The organism is Fodinibius sp. SL11, from assembly GCF_052060035.1.
Lineage (GTDB): Bacteria > Bacteroidota > Rhodothermia > Balneolales > Balneolaceae > Fodinibius.
In genome coordinates this window covers 28,947-51,519 of the sequence record NZ_JBPOEA010000014.1, presented here as the reverse complement: position 1 = coordinate 51,519, position 22,573 = coordinate 28,947, and the positions used below count along the sequence as shown (strand labels likewise).

Annotated in this window: 20 protein-coding genes; 12 read left to right on the top strand and 8 right to left on the bottom strand. The window is 43.9% G+C overall.

The genetic code is table 11. The features are described from left to right. Positions 1-138: 138 nt before the first annotated feature. From hemH to ACQ76V_RS13145, 9 genes are all read left to right on the top strand, one after another. Positions 139-1,263 carry a ferrochelatase gene (hemH, locus tag ACQ76V_RS13185; protein ID WP_441000972.1) on the top strand — a complete coding sequence of 375 codons (1,125 nt, stop codon included), beginning with the start codon at positions 139-141 and terminating at the stop codon, positions 1,261-1,263. Continuing rightward, positions 1,264-2,526 (top strand): glutamyl-tRNA reductase, encoded by a 1,263-nt coding sequence (hemA, locus tag ACQ76V_RS13180; protein ID WP_441000971.1) that lies wholly within the window; start codon positions 1,264-1,266, stop codon positions 2,524-2,526. After that, entirely contained in the window at positions 2,519-3,442 is a 924-nt protein-coding gene (gene hemC, locus ACQ76V_RS13175) for a hydroxymethylbilane synthase (RefSeq protein ID WP_441000970.1), read from the top strand. The genes hemA and hemC overlap by 8 nt, the downstream gene beginning before the upstream one ends. A gap of 93 nt (positions 3,443-3,535) precedes the next feature. Beyond that, complete coding sequence (locus tag ACQ76V_RS13170; RefSeq protein WP_441000969.1) at positions 3,536-4,264, top strand: uroporphyrinogen-III synthase; 729 nt, start codon at positions 3,536-3,538, stop codon at positions 4,262-4,264. Positions 4,265-4,339: 75 nt separating this feature from the next. Next, positions 4,340-5,389: a uroporphyrinogen decarboxylase gene (gene hemE, locus ACQ76V_RS13165; RefSeq protein WP_441000968.1), complete on the top strand. Its 1,050-nt coding sequence runs from the start codon at positions 4,340-4,342 to the stop codon at positions 5,387-5,389. A gap of 63 nt (positions 5,390-5,452) precedes the next feature. Further along, on the top strand, positions 5,453-6,808 hold the full coding sequence (gene hemF, locus ACQ76V_RS13160; protein WP_441000967.1) for an oxygen-dependent coproporphyrinogen oxidase: 1,356 nt from the start codon (positions 5,453-5,455) through the stop codon (positions 6,806-6,808). Between the two features lie 118 nt (positions 6,809-6,926). Beyond that, positions 6,927-7,922 (top strand): porphobilinogen synthase, encoded by a 996-nt coding sequence (gene hemB / locus ACQ76V_RS13155; RefSeq protein ID WP_441000966.1) that lies wholly within the window; start codon positions 6,927-6,929, stop codon positions 7,920-7,922. 155 nt (positions 7,923-8,077) lie between these two features. After that, positions 8,078-9,376, top strand: coding sequence for a glutamate-1-semialdehyde 2,1-aminomutase (hemL, locus tag ACQ76V_RS13150; RefSeq protein ID WP_441000965.1), 1,299 nt, complete (start codon positions 8,078-8,080; stop codon positions 9,374-9,376). 13 nt (positions 9,377-9,389) lie between these two features. Further along, positions 9,390-9,713, top strand: a complete 324-nt coding sequence (locus tag ACQ76V_RS13145) for a DUF6787 family protein (protein ID WP_441000964.1) — start codon at positions 9,390-9,392, stop codon at positions 9,711-9,713. Here ACQ76V_RS13145 and ACQ76V_RS13140 read toward each other — a convergent pair. From ACQ76V_RS13140 to ACQ76V_RS13130, 3 genes are all read right to left on the bottom strand, one after another. Beyond that, positions 9,710-10,075: an MmcQ/YjbR family DNA-binding protein gene (locus ACQ76V_RS13140; protein ID WP_441000963.1), complete on the bottom strand. Its 366-nt coding sequence runs from the start codon at positions 10,073-10,075 to the stop codon at positions 9,710-9,712. The two genes, ACQ76V_RS13145 and ACQ76V_RS13140, sit on opposite strands and share 4 nt — an antisense overlap. Before the next feature lie 214 nt (positions 10,076-10,289). Next, positions 10,290-10,664: a DUF423 domain-containing protein gene (locus ACQ76V_RS13135; RefSeq protein WP_441000962.1), complete on the bottom strand. Its 375-nt coding sequence runs from the start codon at positions 10,662-10,664 to the stop codon at positions 10,290-10,292. A gap of 96 nt (positions 10,665-10,760) precedes the next feature. Next, positions 10,761-11,414: a CDGSH iron-sulfur domain-containing protein gene (locus ACQ76V_RS13130; protein WP_441000961.1), complete on the bottom strand. Its 654-nt coding sequence runs from the start codon at positions 11,412-11,414 to the stop codon at positions 10,761-10,763. Positions 11,415-11,521: 107 nt separating this feature from the next. Between ACQ76V_RS13130 and ACQ76V_RS13125 the strand changes: the two genes are divergently transcribed. Further along, positions 11,522-12,679: a Gfo/Idh/MocA family protein gene (locus ACQ76V_RS13125; protein WP_441000960.1), complete on the top strand. Its 1,158-nt coding sequence runs from the start codon at positions 11,522-11,524 to the stop codon at positions 12,677-12,679. On the opposite strand, the gene ACQ76V_RS13120 is transcribed toward ACQ76V_RS13125, so the two are convergent. Further along, entirely contained in the window at positions 12,676-13,491 is an 816-nt protein-coding gene (locus ACQ76V_RS13120) for an SDR family oxidoreductase (protein WP_441000959.1), read from the bottom strand. The genes ACQ76V_RS13125 and ACQ76V_RS13120 overlap by 4 nt on opposite strands. 143 nt (positions 13,492-13,634) lie before the next feature. Between ACQ76V_RS13120 and ACQ76V_RS13115 the strand changes: the two genes are divergently transcribed. Further along, on the top strand, positions 13,635-14,069 hold the full coding sequence (locus ACQ76V_RS13115; RefSeq protein WP_441000958.1) for an Rnase Y domain-containing protein: 435 nt from the start codon (positions 13,635-13,637) through the stop codon (positions 14,067-14,069). Between the two features lie 268 nt (positions 14,070-14,337). Here the strand turns inward: ACQ76V_RS13115 and pruA are convergent, their stop codons facing one another. Both pruA and hemG read right to left on the bottom strand, forming a co-directional pair. Then, the gene (gene pruA, locus ACQ76V_RS13110; RefSeq protein WP_441000957.1) at positions 14,338-15,969 is read right to left on the bottom strand and encodes an L-glutamate gamma-semialdehyde dehydrogenase; all 1,632 of its coding nucleotides are present in this window, start codon (positions 15,967-15,969) and stop codon (positions 14,338-14,340) included. Positions 15,970-16,075: 106 nt separating this feature from the next. Next, positions 16,076-17,434 (bottom strand): protoporphyrinogen oxidase, encoded by a 1,359-nt coding sequence (hemG, locus tag ACQ76V_RS13105; protein WP_441000956.1) that lies wholly within the window; start codon positions 17,432-17,434, stop codon positions 16,076-16,078. A gap of 127 nt (positions 17,435-17,561) precedes the next feature. Between hemG and ACQ76V_RS13100 the strand changes: the two genes are divergently transcribed. Next, positions 17,562-18,617, top strand: coding sequence for an iron ABC transporter substrate-binding protein (locus ACQ76V_RS13100; RefSeq protein WP_441000955.1), 1,056 nt, complete (start codon positions 17,562-17,564; stop codon positions 18,615-18,617). A 78-nt stretch (positions 18,618-18,695) separates the two neighbouring features. Here the strand turns inward: ACQ76V_RS13100 and ACQ76V_RS13095 are convergent, their stop codons facing one another. Next, positions 18,696-21,170, bottom strand: a complete 2,475-nt coding sequence (locus tag ACQ76V_RS13095; RefSeq protein ID WP_441000954.1) for a TonB-dependent receptor domain-containing protein — start codon at positions 21,168-21,170, stop codon at positions 18,696-18,698. Then, complete coding sequence (locus tag ACQ76V_RS13090) at positions 21,167-22,570, bottom strand: HTTM domain-containing protein (protein WP_441000953.1); 1,404 nt, start codon at positions 22,568-22,570, stop codon at positions 21,167-21,169. The genes ACQ76V_RS13095 and ACQ76V_RS13090 overlap by 4 nt, the downstream gene beginning before the upstream one ends. Positions 22,571-22,573: the final 3 nt, after the last annotated feature.

Genomic DNA, 22,573 nt, shown 5'->3' with positions numbered 1-22,573 from the left:
TTCTAAATAGAATTGGCCAGCTTTTCTTCAAATTTCCTTCACAAAGAATGGTTTTCTTCACCATGATGAGTGAGGACTCTTTTTCTAATAAGTATTTGAATGTTTAATCAGCCTTTACAGGCTTGAAATAAGAATTTTATGTCAGCTGAAGAAAAGCGAATTGGCGTTGTATTGATGAATTTAGGTGGTCCTACCGCTGATTATGCTGTTCGTCCATTTCTCTATAATCTTTTTAGAGATGAGGATATCATCAAATTGGGCGGCGGGAAATTTCAGGACTTTTTCGCAAAGATTATTTCTAAATTTCGAGCGCCCAACGTTCAGGAAGATTACGAAGAGATTAATGGATGTCCGCGCGGGTGTATGGGTAATAAGCATTGCTTGAATCGTCAAAAGGGTATTACCTCAACCTGCTGTTCACCCATCAACAGTTTGACCGAGAAGCAGCGCCGCGGGCTTGAAAAATATCTCAAAAACATAATGCCCGACGATCAGTTTTTGAAGGTGTATACCTGTATGCGTTATTGGCTGCCCTTTGCGGAAACAACGCTTGAGGATATGGAAAAAGATGGTATTACGCATGCGGTGATGGTACCGTTGTATCCCCAGTTTTCGTGGACGACCACCGGAAGTAGTTATCGCGATTGGGAGACCAAACGGGATGAGAAATTTGGTCACGATACTCCCTGGGAGGAATTTCATGTAAAGAACTATCACCTTGACGAAAAGTACCTTTCGGCGATGAATGATCGCATTGACGAGGCACTGGCCGAGATGGATGAGGAGACACGTCAAAAAACGCACTTTATTTTCAGTGCACACGGTACGCCCAAGCTCGAAGTTCGGAGCGGTGATCCCTATACGACAGAGATCAACCAGACGATGGAAGCCATCATGGAAATGCGTGGCTACGATCATGATTATTGGATCGGATATCAGTCAAAAGTGGGTCCGCAAAAATGGACACAACCTAACACAGCTGAGCTTGTGGAGCGCCATATAGAGTATGGAATCAAGAATTTCTTAATGATTCCTATTGCCTTTGTGACCGACCACGTGGAAACGTTATTTGAGCTGGGTATTGAACTGGTCGAGGATCTCGAAGAAGAAGGATATGAATTTGAAAACCTGAAAGTGATGGAAGGCATTAATGACCATCCCAAATATATTGAAGCATTAGCCGACCAGGTTTTAGACAAGCTGGATCACGAAATTGAAGTTGAGCAACAAGCAAAAGAATCAAAAAAAGTTTCAGCCCAATAGATGTCAGAGCAACCACAAATAACTGATTTTTGTGCGGTTGGCGTAAATCACTGGGAGGCAACCATTGATGTGCGCGAACGCTTTAGCCTGAAAAAAGCTCAGAAGCGAAAGCTTATTGAAGGGGCTAAACGCGAAGGTATGAATAGCCTTTTTGTTGTTTCGACTTGTAATCGTACTGAAGTATTTGCCCAGGATGTTACGCCCCAAGAGCTTGTCCGATTGTTAATCACCTATTCTAATGCAACGCTCGACGAATTTCATAATTACGGATTTGAGAAAGAGGGGCAGCAGGCCGTTGAACATCTTTTCCAGGTTACGGTTGGGCTCGATTCGCAAATTTTGGGTGATCTTCAAGTTGTAAAGCAGGTGAAGGAAGGATATGAGTTGGCCAGCGAAATGGATGCTGTGGACGGAGAACTTCACCGTTTGATGCAGCATGTTTTTCGTGCGCACAAGCGATCCAGAAACGAAACCTCGCTCGGGGAAGGTGCAGCCACAACCGCCTATGCCGCCGTAAAGTTTGCTGTGAAGACTTTCGATAATCTCAAAGACAAAAATATTCTACTGGTCGGAACCGGTAAGATCGGGAAGGTTACGTGTAAGAATCTGATAAATCTCGGAGCTAAAAAACTGACGCTCATCAACAGAACACGAGAGCGGGCTGAATTTGTGGCGGATAAATTTGATTTACAGGTAGCCGGCATGGAACAGTTGCCGCAGCAGATTGCCGAGGCCGACCTCGTGATCGTAGCAACGGGCGCCAAAGAGCCGATTATCACCCTTGATGACATGAAACCCTCGTTGCTGGATCCAAAGTTTAAAGTTATGGTGGATCTTTCTGTTCCTCGGAATATAGACCCCGAAATTGGTGAAATGGATTTTGTGGATCTGGCCAACATGGATTTTCTGACAGATGTGACCGACGAGGCGTATCGCAAGCGGGAAGAAAATATACCGTTGGTGAAGAAAATTATTGAAGATGAGTTGACGGACTATAAAAAATGGCTCAGCAAGCAGAAGGTGGTGCCGACCATCAAGGCATTGACGAACAAGTTTGATAACATTCGCGAAGATGAATTCGACTTTTTTAAAAATAAGATATCAGATACTGATAAAGAGAAAGTGGAAAATCTGACTCGTCGCATCGTCAATAAAATTGCTGCCTATTCTATTGAGCATTTGCGAGATCATCATGAGTCGGAACAGGTAACCAAAGTTGTTAATGATATGTTTAAGCTCGAAATCAACCCGGAAGATGAGTAACACCATACGTATTGGTACCAGAGACAGTCAGCTTGCAACATGGCAGGCCAAGCAGGTTGCCAGAGAGTTAGAAAAGCTCGGCCATGACACCGAGCTTATTTTTGTTAAGTCGGAAGGGGATATCGATCTGACGACCCCGCTGACTGAAATGGGGGGTAAGGGCGTTTTTACGAAAGCTCTCGATAACGCCCAGCTTAACAATGAAATTGATATTGCGGTCCACTCTTTTAAAGACCTGCCCACCGAGAATCCGCTACCGCTCAAAGTGGCAGCCATTATGGAGCGTGCCGATGCTCGTGACTCACTGGTTGCCCCCGACGGTACTGATTTTTTGGATGATCCAGATTACAAAGCCACTATTGCTACCAGCAGTAACAGGCGACGTGCGCAGTGGCTGCATCGCTATCCGAACCATGAGATTGTGAACATTCGCGGAAATGTGAATACGCGCCTCGAAAAGGTAGAAAAAAATGAATGGGACGGGGCTATTTTTGCTGCGGCGGGACTGGAACGCATTGACCTCGGTCATCATATAAGCGAATACCTTGACTGGATGGTTTCGGCAGCGGCACAGGGAGCGATGGCTGTGATGATCCGCGAAGATGACAGTGAGATGGGAAAAATTGTTTCACAGCTTAATCATGATGAGACGGCCTTATGCACGACCATTGAACGCGATTTTTTACATGATATGGAAGCCGGATGCAGTGCTCCGGTGGGAGCGTATGCCTATGTTGAAAATGGAGATGTACGTTTCAAAGCCGTTGCCCTTACGCTCGACGGACGTGAGCAATATGATTATCAAAAAAGTGTTTCAGTAGGTGAGGCCGGTGACCTCGGTCACTCTGCGGCACAAGCCCTGTTAAGTGAAGGGGCAATTAAGGTAATTGAAGAAATGAAATCGGGCCGCGAATGAATTGTATCCAGCTGAATTTATTTCAGCCTCTATTAAGTAGGAAATTGAATAGATCCTGAAACAAGTTCAGGAGGAGATGTTAATCAGCGATCAATGAGACAAGACAAACGAAATATTTTAGTAACGCGACCTCTCTCTGCACAGCAGTTTGAATACGCTCGTATTTTAGGGTTAGAGCCTATTATTGAACCGGCTCTTGAATTTAAATTTCCCGATTACTGGGATGATGTGCTCAGAGTAATTAACGAGCATCTGAAATCCGATTGGGTTTTTACCAGCACTAACGGCGTAAAAGCGTTGGAAGAACTTATGAATGCAGGACTTCGCGTTCGTCCTGAAGTACAGCTTTTTGCGGTGGGGGCAAAAACGCGTGATGCCTTGCAGGATTTAGGACTTGAGGCTAAGATCCCAAGAAAGCAGGACGGGAAGCACTTGGCTGAGCTGATTATTGAAGAAGGAAAAATCAACTCAGTAATCTATTTTCACGGTAATTTGAGCCGTGACGAGATGACGAATAAGCTCGAGGATGACGGTATTGAAGTAATTGAACTGGAGGTTTATGAGACGATTATCAATCCGGTGAAAATGCCGAATAAGTCGGTGGGTGGAATCCTGTTTTATAGCCCCAGTGCAGTGGAAGGTTTTGCCCAAGGCACTGGGTTTGAGGAGGAATTACCGCCACTCTTTGCCATCGGGCCTACAACGGCCGGTGCTCTTAAAGAGCACACCGATCAGCATGTGGAAATTGCCAAGCAGCCCGACACCGAAGTGCTGCTCCGAACCACCGCCGATTACATTTTTAATAAATCTGAAAGTATATAGCCATTGATATTCACAGTAAAGCAAAGATATATTCTGTTGTAATCTGTGTGGATCAGTGGCCAGAAAAAAGTATTTATGGACAAAGATTTTCCAGAGCTTAAAAATGATTTACTACTCCGAGCACTCCGGGGTGAAGAGGTCGAACGTCCGCCGGTTTGGATGATGCGACAGGCTGGACGCTACTTACCCCAGTACATGAAGCTGCGCAAGAAATACACCTTTTTTGAGCGCGTGGAAACGCCTGAGCTGGCTTGTGAAATTACTATCCAGCCTATTGATGAGTTAGAGCCCGATGCAGCGATTATTTTCTCAGATATCCTGACTATCCCTCAGGCTCTCGGTATCGATGTTGATCTGGTGAAAGGTAAGGGGCCGGTGATGGAAAATCCTATTCGCAGTGTGGATGATGCTTTTTCAATTTTAGCTGAGGATATTCCCGAGAAGCTCAATCACGTGATGGAAGCAATAACGCTTACACGCGAAGAGCTTAACGGTCGCGTGCCGCTGATCGGTTTTGCCGGAGCGCCCTGGACACTATTTTGCTATATGGTACAGGGTGAAGGGTCTAAGAATTTTGCGAAGGCGAAAGCTTTTATGTATCAGCATCCTGATGCGGCCAAGCATGTCATGAAAGAGCTTACCAAAGCCACAATCGATTACCTGAAAGCACAAATAGAGGCAGGCGCGCAAGTGGTTCAGCTTTTTGATTCGTGGGCAGGGCTTTTAAGTCCCGAAGATTTTAACGAGTGGGCAATGCCATACTTGATGGAAATTTGTGAGGCCATCGACGAGGTGCCGGTAATTCTGTTTGCCAAAGGCAGCTGGTATGCCTTGGAGCGACTCAGCTTTAAAAGTGACGCACAAGCATTGGGACTTGATTGGACCATCACTCCTGAATATGGACGTGATGCAACCCGAGGCGATGTTGTGCTGCAGGGTAATTTTGATCCCTCAAAGCTTATGATGCCACAAAATGAAATTCGTCGGCAAACCAAGCGAATGATCGATCGTTTTGGAACACAAAATTATATTGCGAATTTGGGACACGGCATTTTGCCGAATATCCCCGTAGAAAACGCCCGTGTTTTTGTTGATACCGTTAAGGAATATTCAGCCACAGATTAGCAGAGATTTTAATGTCCCCCTTCGAAGGGGGATTAAGGGGGATGACCTAAAGCAAAAAATATTATGTCAGTTGAATACGATAATTACGGTTACAATAAGGATCTAAAAGAGCTTGCTCGTAAGCTTCGAAAAGATTCAACGAAAGCGGAAATACGACTTTGGAGTGAACTGTTGCGAGCTGGGAAAATGAAAGGTTACACCTTTTTACGTCAGCGGCCGGTGTTAAATTACATTGCCGATTTTATGTGTAAAGAGCTACAGCTGATTATTGAAGTTGATGGGTATTCTCATGAAGATGAGCGAAAGTGGTATAAAGATTTAGATCGAGAAAAAGAACTTGAAAAAAGAGGATTTACTGTTTTACGATTTACAGATGATGAAGTATTGAGTGACCTTAGAAATGTGGAGCGCTCGATCAAAGGTTGGATAGAGAATCATCCCCCTGCGCCCCCTTCGAAGGGGGACTCTAACGTGCCTTCAATTAAAAATCGATTTAAAACCTACATCCGAAACTTGCAGGATGAGATTTGTGATACCCTGCAAGCGATTGACGGAACAGCCCAATTCCGTCATGATGATTGGGAACGTGATGGCGGGGGCGGCGGACATACCCGTGTGATTGAGAAGGGTAATGTATTTGAAAAGGGGGGCGTTAACATTTCGAGCGTGCATGGAGAGCTGCCCGAATTAATTCGTAAGCGTTTTGAGGTAGAGCAGGGGTGGTTTTGGGCCGGCGGATTGTCGCTTGTTATTCATCCCCAAAGTCCGATGGTTCCGACTGTACATGCCAACTACCGTTATTTTGAGTTGTATGATGATGCCCAGATGAACGAAGTACGCGACCAGTGGTTCGGTGGCGGTGCGGATTTAACTCCCTATTATTTGTGGGATAAAGATGCCGTACATTTTCATCAGGTATTGAAAGCAGCGTGTGATAAGCATGGAAAGGAGTTGTATCCTCATTTTAAAAAAGAGTGTGACGAATATTTCTATAATGATCACCGGTCGGAAGGGCGCGGAATTGGCGGGTTATTTTTCGATTATCTGCGTCCCAATGAAGAACGTTCGGCTGAGGATTGGTATGATTTTACAACGGCTGTAGGTGATGCGTTTCTGGATAGCTACGTACCGATTGTAAAACAGCGCAAGAATGAATCGTATACTGATCGCCAGCGATACTTCCAGGAAATCCGCCGCGGCCGATATGTCGAGTTTAATTTGATTCACGACCGGGGAACACTATTTGGCCTGAAAACGAACGGCCGGACAGAGTCAATTTTGATGAGTCTCCCGCCTCGTGTTCGATGGGATTATGATTTTGAGATCGAAGAGGGAAGTCGTGAGGCGTATCTTATTGGTCAACTAAAAAATCCTATTGATTGGATTGAGTATGGGAAAGAAGAAGGGATATTGGAATAAATAATAAATGTAAGCCTCGTGTTATCTCGACCGTAAGGGAGAGATCTTGTCAAAGTTTAAAAACAAAAACTTCTCACTGCGCTCGAAATGACAGTTAACGATGAAAAGCTAATATTTTATGACACACGGACAATTTCCATACATACGTAGACGACGATTGCGAACTTCAGCAGCCATGCGCGATATGGTGGCTGAGCATAACCTGAAGCCGGCTGATTTTATTGCTCCCATTTTTGTGATGGAGGGAGAAAATGAAAAAGCCGAAATACCATCCATGCCAGATTACTACCGCTATACTCTGGATCTTTTGATGGATGAAATTCAGGAGCTAAAGGAAGTAGGCATTCGATCGGTATTGGTATTTGCCAAGGTGCCTGATAAGCTCAAAGACAACAAGGGAACTGAAGCGCTTAATCCCGATGGATTGATGCAGCGTGCGGTACAGGCTATCAAAGAAAAGTTTCCTGAAATGCTGGTGATGACGGATATCGCGATGGATCCCTACTCGAGTTACGGTCACGACGGCATTGTTGAGGATGGTAAAATCCTGAATGATGAATCCGTGGAAGTGCTGTCAAAGATAGCAGTAAGCCATGCTGAGGCCGGTGTTGATATGGTGGCCCCATCAGATATGATGGATGGTCGCATTGGCGCAATGCGTGACGCGTTGGATGAAGCAGGTTTTGAGCATACCGGTATTATGGCGTACAGTGCAAAGTATGCTTCCAGTTATTATGGACCGTTTCGGGATGCGCTGGATTCGGCGCCCGGATTCGGTGATAAGAAAACCTACCAGATGGATCCCGCTAATGTGCAGGAAGCAATTAAAGAGGCCAAACTCGACGAACAGGAAGGAGCCGATATTGTAATGGTGAAGCCCGGTTTACCCTATATGGATGTGATAAGAGCCGTTAAAGAAAACGTATCCGTTCCAGTCTCAGTCTATAATGTTTCCGGAGAATACGCTATGTTAAAGGCCGCTGCTGAGAAAGGGTGGCTGAACGAAGAAGAGGCGATGATGGAGGCACTGGTTGGTTTTAAGCGAGCCGGCGCTGATTTGATTGCCACCTATTTTGCCAAGGCAGCATCAAAGGTATTGAATAAGAAGTTATAAACAACGTTTTGTGTCATGCTGAGGAGAGTTCAGAATGACACGTGGTTTTAAAATAGAAGGCGAATAACGCAGGTTTGATGGATCTTCGCAAGATACTTATAGATTGTAAATCGTTTAGATCCGTGTAATCTGTGGTCTATGATACAATTGGATTTATGTTAGAAAAGAGTAAAAAATTATTTGATCGAGCACAGCAATTTATTCCCGGTGGTGTTAATTCCCCTGCACGCGCCTTTAAATCGGTAGGCGGTACGCCCGTATTTCTGGAAAAAGCTAAAGGATCTGTTCTTACTGATGTGGACGGAAAAGAATACATTGATTATGTGGGTTCATGGGGCCCAATGATTTTAGGTCACGCCTACGAACCAGTGATCAAAGCCGTTCAAGAAACAGCTGCGAAATCAACTTCGTTTGGAGCGCCTACCGAGATCGAGGTCAAGATGGCTGAACTCGTTAAACAGATTGTACCCGGCGTCGATAAAATCCGAATGGTAAATTCTGGAACGGAAGCCTGCATGAGTGCTATCCGCGTAGCGCGGGGCTATACCGATCGTGCTAAAATCATTAAATTTGAAGGCAACTATCATGGCCACGGTGATTCGTTTTTGATTAATGCAGGAAGTGGAGCCCTTACGTTGGGACAGCCCAGCAGTCCCGGAGTGACGGAAGGAACAGCAAAAGATACATTGACTGCCAATTTTAACGACTTGAATTCCGTCAAGAAGCTTTTGACGAAATATAAAGGAGAAGTTGCTGCTATCATTTTAGAGCCCGTGGCTGGCAATATGGGCTGTATTCCTCCCAAGAAAGGATTTTTGGCCGGACTTCGCGAGCTTTGCGATGCACATGATGTGGTTCTTATTTTTGATGAGGTAATGACTGGGTTTCGTGTAGCGCTTGGCGGTGCACAGGAGCGTTATGGTGTTACGGCTGATTTAGTGACCTATGGCAAAATTATTGGAGCCGGCCTGCCGGTGGGAGCCTTCGGGGGTAAACAGGAAATTATGGATGTTGTTTCTCCGGTAGGTGATGTCTACCAGGCCGGAACCCTTTCGGGCAATCCGTTGGCGATGGCCGCAGGCTATACATTGCTTTCAGAATTACAGGATAACCCGTTGCACTATGATGAGCTGGAAGAGAAAGCAGTGAAGCTGGCTACTGGATTCAAGGAGGTACTTGAAAAGTATGATGTACCTTTTGTGCTTAATAAAGTGGGCTCAATGATGAGTATTTTCTTTACGGAAGAGGAAGAGGTTATTGATTTTGAAACGGCTAATACAACGGATCAGGCTTTATTTAAAGCTTATTTTCACCAGATGTTGGAGAATGGTATCTATTTACCGCCGTCCCCATTTGAGGCTCTGTTCTTGGCAAATTCTCTAACCGAAGATCATCTTGAAAAAACTATTGAAGCTGCCGACCAATCGATAAAAGTAGCCCTGGATAACGGATAATATGAGGGTTGTTGTGGGCGAATTTATTGAAAAAATGAAAAAGAGGTGGGGCGTCGAAACCTTCGGCGGACTGCTTTTAATCCTGTTTATATTTTCAATAACAGGAATGTCGGCACTTTATGTACGCAAAGTTGCCTTTAACTGGATTGGTATTGGGCCGGAGACGCCGCTATGGTTAGAGGTTATTGCTTGGGCACTAATCGTGTTCCCCTCTTACCAGCTGCTGTTCCTGTTTTTTGGATTTATTACCGGCCAATTCCAATTTGTCTGGAACTTTGAAAAGAAAAGCTTGAAACGAATTAAAGGACTTTTCACAAATAAAGAAAAAGAAGCTTAATCATCGCTCATCTTTTCGAGCTTTTTCTGTTTCTTGCGAGATAAATCCTCTACAACCAGATTGTACGAATCTTTGATCCATTCTTTGATAAGCTCATCATCTAATTCTCCCTCTGGAGTTATGGTATTCCAATTTTTCTTATCCATGTGACGTCCAGGCTGCACTTCTTCATAAAGACCACGAAGCATAGCCGCTTTTACGGGATCACATTTTAGGTTTATACCATCATATTGGTCAATATTCGTAATGGCAAAAATTTTCCCCATCACTTTATAAGCGAGGAGGTTTTCTTCATCAAAGGGGTATTCTTCGGTTACTCCATTAAATGAAAGGCAAAATTCTTTAAATTCTTTGAGTTTCATGTAGAAGGTAAATTAATAAATATTGGTTTCTATAAAACGCGATCAGCGCTTTTTTGTTTTTCAGAAATTGATTACTAAGCGACTATTGCTGTGCGTTTAATTGAAAAGAATGAGAGTCTCAACCGTAGTGAGACGATTTTAAATAATTAGTCTTAAAATATAATAATGATTGGGAGTTGCAAGTTTTATGCCAATTGGTGCTTGGAACAGGGGTTCACAAATTTTGCCAAGCGGCAACAGCCAGAAGTATCCAGCTGATAATAAAACACACGCCACCAATGGGAGTAATGGCTCCCAGCCAGCGAATCCCTGAAATGGACAGAATATAAAGGCTGCCCGAGAAAATGAGAATCCCCCCCAACATCAGCCAACCGGACCACTGTAACAGTGATAAGCCTGACATAAATTGGAATGCAAAACCAATCAATAACAGGCCAAGTGCGTGGTAAAAGTGATATCGGACGCCGGTTTCAAAGATATCCAGCATTTCATCGGTAAGCATTTCTTTGAGGCCATGAGCACCAAATGCGCCCAGCGCAACGGCCAGCGCCATGGCAATGGAGCCAATAATGAAAAATGGTTTATGCATGTTATGGGATGAGTTTTATCGATCAGAAATATTATCCGGTCAATAATATATATCCAACATGAAGCGAGTATGAAAATGGGATGGCCCTACAAGGTTTCAACCCTCAAATCCTACATCTTTATGCGTGCCGTCACAGAAAGGTTTGGATGAAGATTGCCCACAGCGACAAAGAGCCACATTTTTAGAGCTGCTAACGGTTTCATTTGCAATAGAGTGCACGGTGTAGGTGCCCTCAAGTAGAATTGGACCGTTATCCATTAACTTTAAAATAAGTTTATTTTGGGATGGATCACCGTCTTTAGTTGGCTTTAATTTAGCTTTTTCAAACGAAGCGGGTGCCTCAAAATTAACGTCCTTATGTGTGTTGTCACAGAAGGGTTTGTTTTCAGAAGCTCCGCAACGGCAAACGGCTACGCGCGTATCTTTATGCAGGGTTTCACCTTCGGCATTTTGGATCTCGATATCCCCCCGCAGATATAGTGGTCCGTCGGGAACAATGGTGATGGTATTTTCTCTTGACGGTTTTTCTTCGGTATCTGCTCCTTTGTATTTTAAGGCGCCGGTAGGGCAGTGATGAACGACCTCTTTAATACTTTCAGCCGAAGCCTCTTCAGGGGTTATCCATGGTTTGTTATCCGGGTTAAAAACCGAAGGTAGGTTTTTAACGCATTCTGCTGAATGAATACATCGTTTGCTGTCGAATTCTACGGTGATATCGTCTGATTCGTAACTGTGTATTTTCTTTTTCATGAAACCTAATCCTTGTATTCTTTTTTCTTAAAGATAGGCGATTTAATTGGATCGTCAAGCTTTCTATATTAAACAATCGTTTTTTAGAACGAATAAAAATATCAGCTATGGCAAAATTGATACGTTACGGTATGGTGGGTGGAGGCCCGGGCAGCTTTATTGGGAAAGTACACCGGATGGCGGCAAACCTGGATGGTAAAATGAGGCTGGTGGCCGGATCGTTTTCCTCTGACTCCGAAAAGTCCAGAAGGATGGGAAGCCAATTGAATTTGCAGCCCGATCGTGTTTATGAATCATACCAGCAGATGGCTGAAAACGAAGCGGCACTGCACGAAGATAAACGTATTGATGTCGTCAGCGTTGTTGTTCCAAATAACTTACATTATGACGTTTGCAAGACGTTTATTGAGGCCGGTGTTCATGTAATTTGCGACAAGCCCATGACCAACACCCTTGAGGAAGCTGAGGAGCTTTGTCGACTGGTTGCCAAACATAACACCCTTTTTGCGCTTACCCATAACTACTCGGGTTACCCGATGGTGAAGGAGGCCCGTCAGTTGGTTGAAGAAGGAACATTGGGAACCCTCCGGAAAGTGGTAGTGGAATATCCCCAGGGATGGCTTGCCCGGTCGGTAGAAAATGAGGCTGAGGTTTGGCGCCTGAATCCCAATATTGCCGGAATTTCTTCGACTATAGCAGATATCGGGACGCATGCCGAGCACTTGGTGCGATTTATTACTGGAGCAGAAATTGAAGAACTGTATGCTGATATCAACACCTTTGTTGATGGAAGGACGCTTGAGGATGATGCTAATTTATTGGTGCATTATAAGAATGGCATGCGCGGTATTTTATATGCTTCACAGGTGTCAATTGGTGAGGAAAATGCGCTCAAAATTCGTCTTTATGGTGATCAGGCTGCTTTGGAATGGGAACAGGAACAGCCTAATGAGCTGCGATTGAAATATCCTGATAAGCCAGAAGAAATTTACAGAAGAGGGAATAGCTATTTGTCGGAAGCGGCCCGGTACCATAATAGAATTCCTGCGGGTCATCCCGAAGGATTTATTGAAGCTTTTGCCAATATTTATAGCAATGTGGCGGACGTAATTTCGGCGCGAAAGTCAGGGGCGCAGCCCGATAAATTGGCGATGGATTTCCCCACAGTGCAGGATGGAGCCCGAGGGGTTCATTTTATCCACAAAGCGATCGAAAGCGGCAAACAGCAAAAGTGGGTTGATATGGATTATACGCCGCCGACTTAAATATCCATAGGATTGGGGTGTCGGAATTTATAATCCAGCATCATTTTAAGCTTCCTGTTTGATACGATCTTGTACTCCTTATTTTCATCTTCTTGAAAGGTAGGGGGTTCCAGATTCATTGCTTTGGCAACAGCTGGATAGTACATCTTTTTTGGAGGATGACCATCCGAAACTCCGTTAAATACTTTCCCTTTTATACCGTTCTGGATTATCGATTGAATGATATTAATACAATCTTCTTGGTGAATTAAATTCACCGGAGCATTACCTTTTTGGATGTTTTTTCTTCCGGCAAGATATTTTATGGGATGACGATCGTGGCCGTATAATCCACCGAATCTAATGACCGTGGTATCAAACTCAGGTTGCTTTTGCAGTAGCCGTTCGGCTTTTAGTAGGGCATTCCCGCTGGGACGTGATGCATTTCCGGTTTCGGTATCTTCTTCACTCACAATGCCTGCACGCTCCGGATAAACCGAAGTAGAGCTGATAAATACAACGAATGAAATGGACGAATTTTTGACTTCTTCGACGACCGATTGGATCTGCTTTAGATGGTAATCCGCTACATTATCTCTACCACGGCCCGGCGGTATATTAAGCACAAGCACATCAGCATCCCAAAAACCATCACAATTTTCACACTGTAAGTTCGGAGTTAACTCGAGTAGAAAGGGTTGAATATTTTTTCCTTTAAGTAGTTGAAGCTTGTCTTCACTGGTTGTTGATCCCTTAAGCTGATTTCCTTCATCACGAAGGCGCTCGGCCAAGGCCAGGCCAAGCCATCCGCAGCCCAAAATGCTGATTGTCATAGCTGTTTGATTAACTGAAAAATAAATTGGGTTAAATATCTAAAAAGCAACTTCCAATATCATTATTGGAACAAATTTCAGGTTCCGAGATAAAATGATAGGTGTGGAGTTATTCAACGAAATAATAAATAAACTATTCTCTTATGAAACGTTTAACAGCATATACTTTAATAGTGTTCTTAAGTATTGGGTTTACGGCATGTACCGAAAAGTCTGAGCAAAAGACGCAACAAGCTCAAGAAGAGGTTGAGGAAACGATAAAATCAGCCCAAAAAGAGGTTAATGTCCAGAAAGAAAGATTCATTAATGCTGTGGATGAGCAGCTGGTAAAGATGGAAGAGGAAATGGATGAGCTTAAACAGAAAATTAATGAATCAACAGGTGAGCAGAAGTCTGATCTTCAGAAACAATGGGAGAGTCTAAATGATCAAAAAGAAGAACTCGAAAATGATCTGGATGAACTGCGCGCAAAAGCAGATAAAAATTGGTATGATCTCAAAGAGAATATCGACGATCAGCTTGATGGTCTTAAAGATTCATTCAATAGCTTGAAAGAAGATTTGGGTATTGATTCCTGATCACTGATAAAACAAGTAGATTTACCGGAAAAATGATTTAAGTATAAAAGGGCTCGACACCATGTCGGGCCTTTCCTTTTGATCGATTCTTGCTTGTTGCATCCCTTCATGGCAGAAAGCTTGCAAATTCACTAAATAAAAAAGGCTCCCAACTAAAGGTCAGGAGCCCAAAAAAAGTAATTCCTTCATCGGAGAGCTGCTTTTACTATCCGATGGATTATTAGATCTGGTTCCGTATGTCTTATACGGAACAGGTTTCAATAGGTAATTACTCTTCTTTCATAAACGGATACGTCCAGTCTTTGGGCGGCTCTTGCGTTTCCTTGACAGAACGGATAGAAATCCAGCGCATGAGGTTGGCTGCACTACCCGCCTTGTCGTTGGTACCGGATTTTCGTGCTCCGCCAAATGGCTGTTGATTCACAACGGCAGCGGTTGGCTTGTCATTGATATAGAAGTTGCCGGCCGCTTGTTTTAGTGCTTCATCCATTTGTTTAAGGGCATATCGGTTTTGTGAGAATATTGCTCCCGTAAGTGCATAGGGAGAAGTATTGTCGCAAAGTTCGAGTGTTTCCTCGAATTTATCATTCTCATACACATAAGCCGTGAGTACCGGGCCAAAGATCTCTTCTTCCATTGTTTTGAAATGCGGATCATGTGACTGAACAAATGTCGGTTCAATGAAGTATCCATCGGAGTCATCGTAATCGCCGCCCAGCACGATTTCAGCATCATCGGCCTCTTTGGCATAATCGATGTATTCGGTGATGCTGTCAAAAGCCTTCTGGTCGATCACGGCCGTCATAAAGTTGGTAAAGTCTTCGGCTTCACCCATGTTAATTTTGTTGACTTCAGCTGTAAACTTCTCACGGAATTCATCCCAAAGCGATTCGGGGATATACATGCGAGAAGCCGCCGAACATTTTTGCCCTTGGTATTCATAAGCAGCGCGCAATGCAGCAACAACCAATGCATCTACATCGGCCTCTTCATGAGCAAAGATGAAGTCCTTGCCGCCGGTTTCTCCGACAATGCGTGGATAGGTATTGTATTTTTCCAACCTGTCAGAGATGCTTTTCCAAAGGTGCTGGAACGTACCCGTTGAGCCGGTAAAGTGCAGGCCTGAAAGGTTCTCATTTTCAAGAACGGGATTTCCAACGTCAGCACCGTTACCCGGCAAGAAGTTGATAACCCCATCGGGCATTCCGGCTTCTTGCAACAGCTTCATCACAAAATAGCTGGAATAAACCGAAGAGGTGGCTGGTTTCCAGATGGATACATTGCCGCAAAGTACCGGTGCCGTTGGCAGATTGCCGGCAATAGACGTAAAGTTAAAGGGCGTAACTGCAAAGATGAACCCTTCCAGCGGACGATATTCCGAGCGATTCCACATGCCTTTGGGTGAATCCGGTTGGTCTTGGTAAATTTCTTGCAGGTAATAAGCGTTGAAACGGAAAAAGTCTGCGAGCTCTGCTACGGCATCAATTTCTGACTGATAGGCCGTTTTGGATTGTGCCAGCATGGTAGCAGCATTTATTTTGTATCGCCATGATCCCGATAGCAGTTCGGCTGCTTTCAGAAAAATAGCTGCTCGGTCTTGCCAAGGCATTTTCGCCCATTCTTTGCGGGCTTCCAGGGCAGATTCGATCGCCATCTCAACTTCCTTTTCGCCACATAAATAGGTAGTGCCAAGTTTATGGCTGTGGTTATGGGGGATGACAACATCAGCCGAGCGGTTGGTTTTTACTTCTTTACCGCCGATAATAGCGGGGATCTCAACCTGTTGCTGTTTTTGTCGTTCTAATTCTTTTTTCAGTTTCTCTCGTTCAGGAGTTCCGGGAGCGTATGAATAAACCGGCTCATTTTCCGGTTCCCGAATTTCAAAAAATGCGTTAGCCATAATACTTAGGTTGTTTTTGGTTCGGATTTCCTAAAAAATCTTGCTGTTTTCGTGGATGAAAGTACAAAAAATATTGCAGAATTGGAGGAGCGCTATATTCGCTAAATTAGCTTTGTTCGATTTGTTTAGTGATTGATTGAGCCATGGAAAATCCCGAGGTGATACAATCAGGTACGGATACCCCTCCACGAAAATTGCCGTTGAGGAAAAGCCCGGGATGTTGTTTTTCGATCTTATCAATAGCTGATAAATATTTATCATAACCAACAGTATACTGTGGAATTGTTGCCGGCCAAAAGTGATGATGCGAAAACACCGGTTTGCCTGAAATTCCAAGCAGTTCTTGAAGCTCTTTCAGAACGATGGATTCTAATTCAGTAGGATTTTTTGATGCTAACTCGGGATTTCTGGCACCGCCAATAAAGCTGGTCAGCAGGGCATGTCCCTCGGGAGCACGACCAGCAAACAAGCTTGATGAAAATAACGTACCCAATGTTTTATATTGCTCCACCTCGGGAATAAGCATGCCAAAGCCATCCAGAGGGTGGTCAATTTGATCAACAGAAAACCCCAACGCAACGACGCTTAACGGGGCATAGGGAAGGTCAGAAAGGGAATCCAACTGTAAGTCCTTAAAAATACGTCCAAGGGAATGGGCCGGCAGGGTTGATACGATAATATTATGTTGAGCGGTGACGGATTTTTTCTCATTCTGTGCTGTTACAGTCCATCGGTAATCACTCTTTTGCACAGATTGAATCTCAATTCCGGTTTTTATGGCAGTTCCTAGTCGGTCGGCCATGGCCAACGGCAATTGCTGAAGTCCCTGTTCGAAAGAGATGAGTGCTCGTTTTGGCTTTTGGCCGTTGCGATCTTTCTTTAGCAATCCTTTTAATAAACTGCCGTGCTGTTGCTCCATCGTCCAGAGTGGCTCGAAGGTATGCTTGATAGAAAGGTTTTTGGGATCGCCCGCATAAATCCCTGACACAAATGGATTTATAGCATAGTCCAATGGCTCGTGGCCAAGCCGACGTGTAATGAATTGGGCAATAGATTCGTCCTCTTTATGGGATGCTTGGGCAAATGGTTCTTTTAATAATCGAAGCTTCCCTTTTATAGATAGAAGTTCCGTTTTTAAAAAGCTACTCAGCGATATAGGCAGAGGGGTTGGGAGCCCGTTTTTGATGATGAATCTCTTCTTGGCTGTTTTTCCCGCTTCGATGCTTTTGCCCTTGAGATCAAGATCCTCAAGCAAATCCCAAACTTTCTGGGATTTTACCATCAGCGTATTGGGTCCTTCTTCAACCATCCAGCCGTTTTCTCGAAACGTTTTAATAGCTCCACCTACCTGCTTCTCTCTTTCATAGACGGTTACCGAAATATTTTTTGAGGATAGTTTATAAGCTAACGATAATCCCGAAATACCTCCGCCGAGTATGCCAACCGTTGTATTTTTATTAGTCATTGTATAAAAAAATCTATACTTTCCGTGCCTTAATTAGAATTAATCTAATTAAGGATAGGGTTTTATATATCTGAAGAATGATAGCAATAAAATATTAATGACAAGTGAAGATTAAAGATTTAGAATTATGAAGAATGTATTAAAAATATTGGCAGTTGGAATGACTGTTTTTTTCTTGAGTTCATGCGGAGAGACCTCCGATGATCAGCTGGTAGTGTACTCCGGCCGAAGTCAGGCGTTGGTAAATCCACTTGTTGAGGATTTCAAAGAACAAACTGGTATTGATATTGAGGTACGCTACGGCAATGATGCTGAGCTCCTGGCTGTGATGAGTGAAGAGGGAGACCAAAGTCCAGCCGATATTTATTGGGCAAATACTACCGGAGCTTTAGCTAATGCATCACAGCAAGGCAAACTTGTTGCACTTCCCGATTCATTGACATCAAAACCTGCTTCGTATACTTCTTCATCAGGAGAATGGATTCCAGTGACTGTGCGTTTTCGTACGTTGGCTTATAACACGGATGCGATTGATAAAGAAGATTTGCCGACATCAGTAATGGATCTTGCTACAATGGATGAGTTTGAAGGACGAGTTGGATGGACACCCACTTATTCGAGCTTTTACGATTTTATTACGACTATGCGTTTACTCGAAGGGGAGGACACGGCCAAGCAGTGGTTGGAAGGTATGAAAGCACTGAATCCCAAATCTTATAGCTCAAATACTCCGATGGTGCAGGCAGTAGCAGCTGGAGAGATTGATATCGCATTAACCAATCATTACTACATTCTGCGTATGCTTGAAGGTGGTGCCGAAGGTGAATATGAGGATCATGAGGAATATGGAGAAAGTGGTCCTGATTCAAATGCAGACATTGCTACTTATCATTTTGAAACTGGTGATGTAGGAAACCTGGCTTTGGTTACGGGGGCGGCACAGCTTAAAACAGCTAATGACGCTAAGAAAGTACAACGTTTTTTAAGCTTTCTATTGTCTCAGCAAGCACAAGAGTTTGCTGCACAGTCTGTGCATGAATATCCGGTGATCCGTGGAGTGGAATTACCCGGTTATATGCTTAATGCTGAGGATGCCTTGGAATTGAGTCCGGAATATGACTATGAGCAGCTTAAGCAGCTGGAAGGAACGCTGAATCTGCTTAGAGAAGCTGGATTGATCTAATATTTTTCATCACACCTTATGAAGCCCTGCCGATTTCGGTAGGGCTTTTTTTATTGGAAAGGATTCAGTACCAGTATGTTAAATTCGTATACCGACCGAGATATAAAAGTTTCGAATTTTAGCAGGAATAATACCAGGCCCGGGATAACCGGTTGCGCGGCGAGTGAAATATTGTTCATTCATCAGGTTATTGATGCCTCCTTCTAAAGTAAATCTACGGTAGCTGTACTTGACCGATAGATCCATCACTTTATAGGATGGGATGATACCTTCGATAGCGGTTGGTGTACGTCGGGCATTAGAGGCATCGGAAAAGTGCTCAGCTACATAACTAAATTGGTAGGAGGCTTCAAAACCGTTTTGTGCGAACGTCAGGCCGGTCTTAAAGTTTAACGGGGGAACCAGTTCAACCTCATTACCTTCGATGCCGGGCTCATCAGAATCGCTGTACGTAGCATCGATGAGCGCAAGGTTGGTAAAGAGGGAGAGTTGAGCATCGCTACCAACATCGAAAAGCTTAAACAAATCCACTTCTGCAAATGATTCCAGTCCATAGATTTTTGCATCAGCTATATTGGTGCGATATCGAAATGTTCGATCGATAAGATTGTTGAATTTGGGATTGGGTTCGGTGCGCAAGACCGTTCCAATGCGGTCTTCATAAGAAAGATGAAACCCGGTAATATCATATTGGAAGATGTCATCAATCTGACCACGAATTCCCAAGTCGGCATTAAAGCCTCTTTCATCTTGTATATTGGGATCCACCTCAAGATTGCCAACATCCACTCGGATATCATTAAAGTTCATGGCGCGGTAGTTCTGGGAGAAGTTCCCATAAATTTCGACCGATCTATTTGGACGATAGCTTGATCCTATCCCAAAAAGCACCAATGATCTTTCACGACTGCGATCTTCAGTAATGCGTTCGTCTACCAAGATATTGCCGGCTAAATCACGAATAATATTACGATAGTAGCCTTCGGCTTCGGTTTTAATGTATTCGAAGCGAAAGCCGGGAGTAATACTAAAGTTTGGAGTAATGTTAAAAATATTTTCTACAAAAAAGGATCGGTTTTGGCTGGGCAGGTCAAAGTCAGAACCCATTAGGTTTTCAGGGGAAAGGTAATCAAAGGTAGGATCGTTACCATCGGGGCCATTCCCTTGCCGGCGATGGGTGTAACCGTTATAAAAACGAATACCTGCAAGAAAAACGGAGATGCCATCAAGGAAGTTATAACGATGAATGAGCCGAGTTTCGTTGCCCCAGTTTTGAAAGTCGTCTTTTAGCAGATCTCGTTCACCGCCGGCATCCAAGCGGTCGATACGTTGAAGGTTGCCAAGCGCATCACGTCCGGCTAATAATCCAAAAATCCGGGTATTAAGTCTTGTTTTACTGTTGAAATTATAGGTCCCTTTAAGCGCAAATAAGTTCCAGTTCACTTTAAACCAGTTACGTTCACGGTTTGATTGGCTGGGATCATCTTGGAATTGCGCATCCGTTAATCCGCCCGGTTGCTGGGCCAGGTAATTCATGTGTGTGTATTCGGGCGTAATGGTAAGGTCAGGACTCAGGTCAATATCAAAAGAAGTGTAAGCGGTGTGTTGATCGAGTTGAGAGTTGGGACGCCAGCCGTTGCTTGTTTTGTATTGGTAAAACCCATAATAGCTAATATTATCTTGGGTACCTCCAATGCTGTTGAAAGAATTAAAAAGTCCGAATGAACCGTAGGACTGGTTGGTATTTAATTGGAAAGGATCGTTTTCGGGGGCGTCTTTGAACTCAAAATTCAGCATACCGCCAAATTGTGTTCCGTATTGAAGGGAAGCCGCTCCGCGAATAATTTCTATACGCTTCAGCGCTTGTACTGGAGGTGTATAATAACTTTCGGGATAGCCTAACGCATCCGCTGCAATATCATAACCGTTTTGACGGGTATTAAAATTAGAATTCCGTTTGGGGCTGAGGCCACGTCCGCCTACGCTCGTTTGGATACCGGCATCTCCGCTTTGCCAAATGTTGAGACCGGGAACCTTGGCATATACTTGGCGTGTATTATTGGTGGCTTTATTGACCACCATATCATCAAGTACAAGAACCTCGTTCTTCTTGCTCTCGTTGATAGTTACTCCTTCAACCGACTGCAAGCGCGTTATGCCATTAGTCGATACCTTTTGTCCACCCACGACCACTTCACTCATCGTACTTTCGAAGCCCAAGAGCTGTATATCTTGTTGGATATCGCTATTGGTGACTGATATTTCTTTTGTCTTTGTTCGCTTGCCGGGTAGGTAGGCAATAAGCTGGTAATCACCCGGGTCTATATCCGGAATAAGATAATTACCATTGGGACCTGAAGTTGTTCGAGCCTGGTATTCAAGAGGCTTGGCTGCCGAACTGTTTTGGCTTTCGGATAGGTAAATGGTTACGCCTGAGAGAGGAGCCTCACTTTGATCGGTAACCGTTCCTGAGATGTTAAAGTTTTGAGCTTGGCTTGTATATGTCCAGCTTAATATGAAGAGCAATAGTGTTGTAAAAAAGCGAACCTTCATTGTGATAGATTTCTGAACCAATTTTGTTGATGTTCGTTAAAGGATAGGATCCAATCCTTATGACTAAATCCCCGTTCTTTTTCGGTTAAATCTGCATTCGGATTGATCATAGGTTGGCTACGTCGACCGTTGAGCGTCACATAGCTTTCGGCTGTAATTTTGACGTCATCAATACCTTGCTGTTTATATTGTTGTTCAAGATAGTGTGCAAATTGTAAAATCATATCCGGCTGGGTAGACATCATTTTCTCCTGGTTTGGAGTCAAGTATTTGTAATTTTGAACCTGCCACTGTTGATTGTTGTCTGGATTAGTAACAGTAAAAGTCACATGACCCGCTTTTTCCATTAGCATAACGCGCCACGAAAAACGATAGCCCTGTTCGGTCCAAAATAGATTTCCGGGATAGAGGGCGAAACGCAGAGGTAACAAAAACTGCAGTATAAAATGAAGAACTAAGATGGATCCAATAATTGTACTTCCTCTTTTACTTAGATCCCACTCTGTTTGCTTTGATACTGACCTTTGCCCCCCTTGAAAGGGAAGAAGATGCTTAAGCTTTAAGATAGAATCTATAACCTTTTGATGAAAATTAGCTGGGAAGAAGATGAGCGTGCTCAATATCATGATAAACGGAAACATACCGATCTGGAACAGAGCGTAAGTCATAAGATGAAAAATCACGACAGTGGTGTAGGCGTAAACTCTGGTGGGTTTCCAAAGCAGGAAAAAAGCAATAGTGAGATCATAGAGTGCTCCGGCCCAGCTAAACAAATAGGCAGTAGAGGTATACTCCAATAGCCAGCCCAATATTGGGAGGTCAGCATTGGCGGGCAGCCAAATCCGCATGGGCATGGCGTTGAAGAGCCAGTCGGGATTAAGTTTTGCAGCACCCGCAAAAAAGTAAACGAGTCCCAATTGGAGTTTAAAAATGTTGATCGTCCATGCGGGAACTTTATCTACGTGCAGTGATGGTTTTCTTAAAACATCGATTGAAAAGCTACGATTTGCCGGCACAAACATCAGCAGGAAGCTGATTATACTGACAAAATAATAGTGGTTAAGATAATTGGTTTTATCGATGAGTTCGACGTAGGTAAAGGCCAAAAAAAAGAAGATGATTCCCAGGCGATAATAATAGCCCAGCATAATAGAAAGGGCAGCTAATCCCATCCCCAGGAAAAGCAAGTACATGCCGGGATCTCCCAGCGGTACGACCCAGTCGAAACCGTAAAAAGTAAAATAATAATCCGGCTTTATATACAGTTTATAGATCCAACCGTTGGCAGCAAACCGGATCATACTGATAAGCATGATAAATCCGAAAAGAAACCGGAATACCGCCAGTGGGGCAATGGATACCTGGGATGAAAGGTGTTTTTTTACGGCCTCGGGAATCATGGG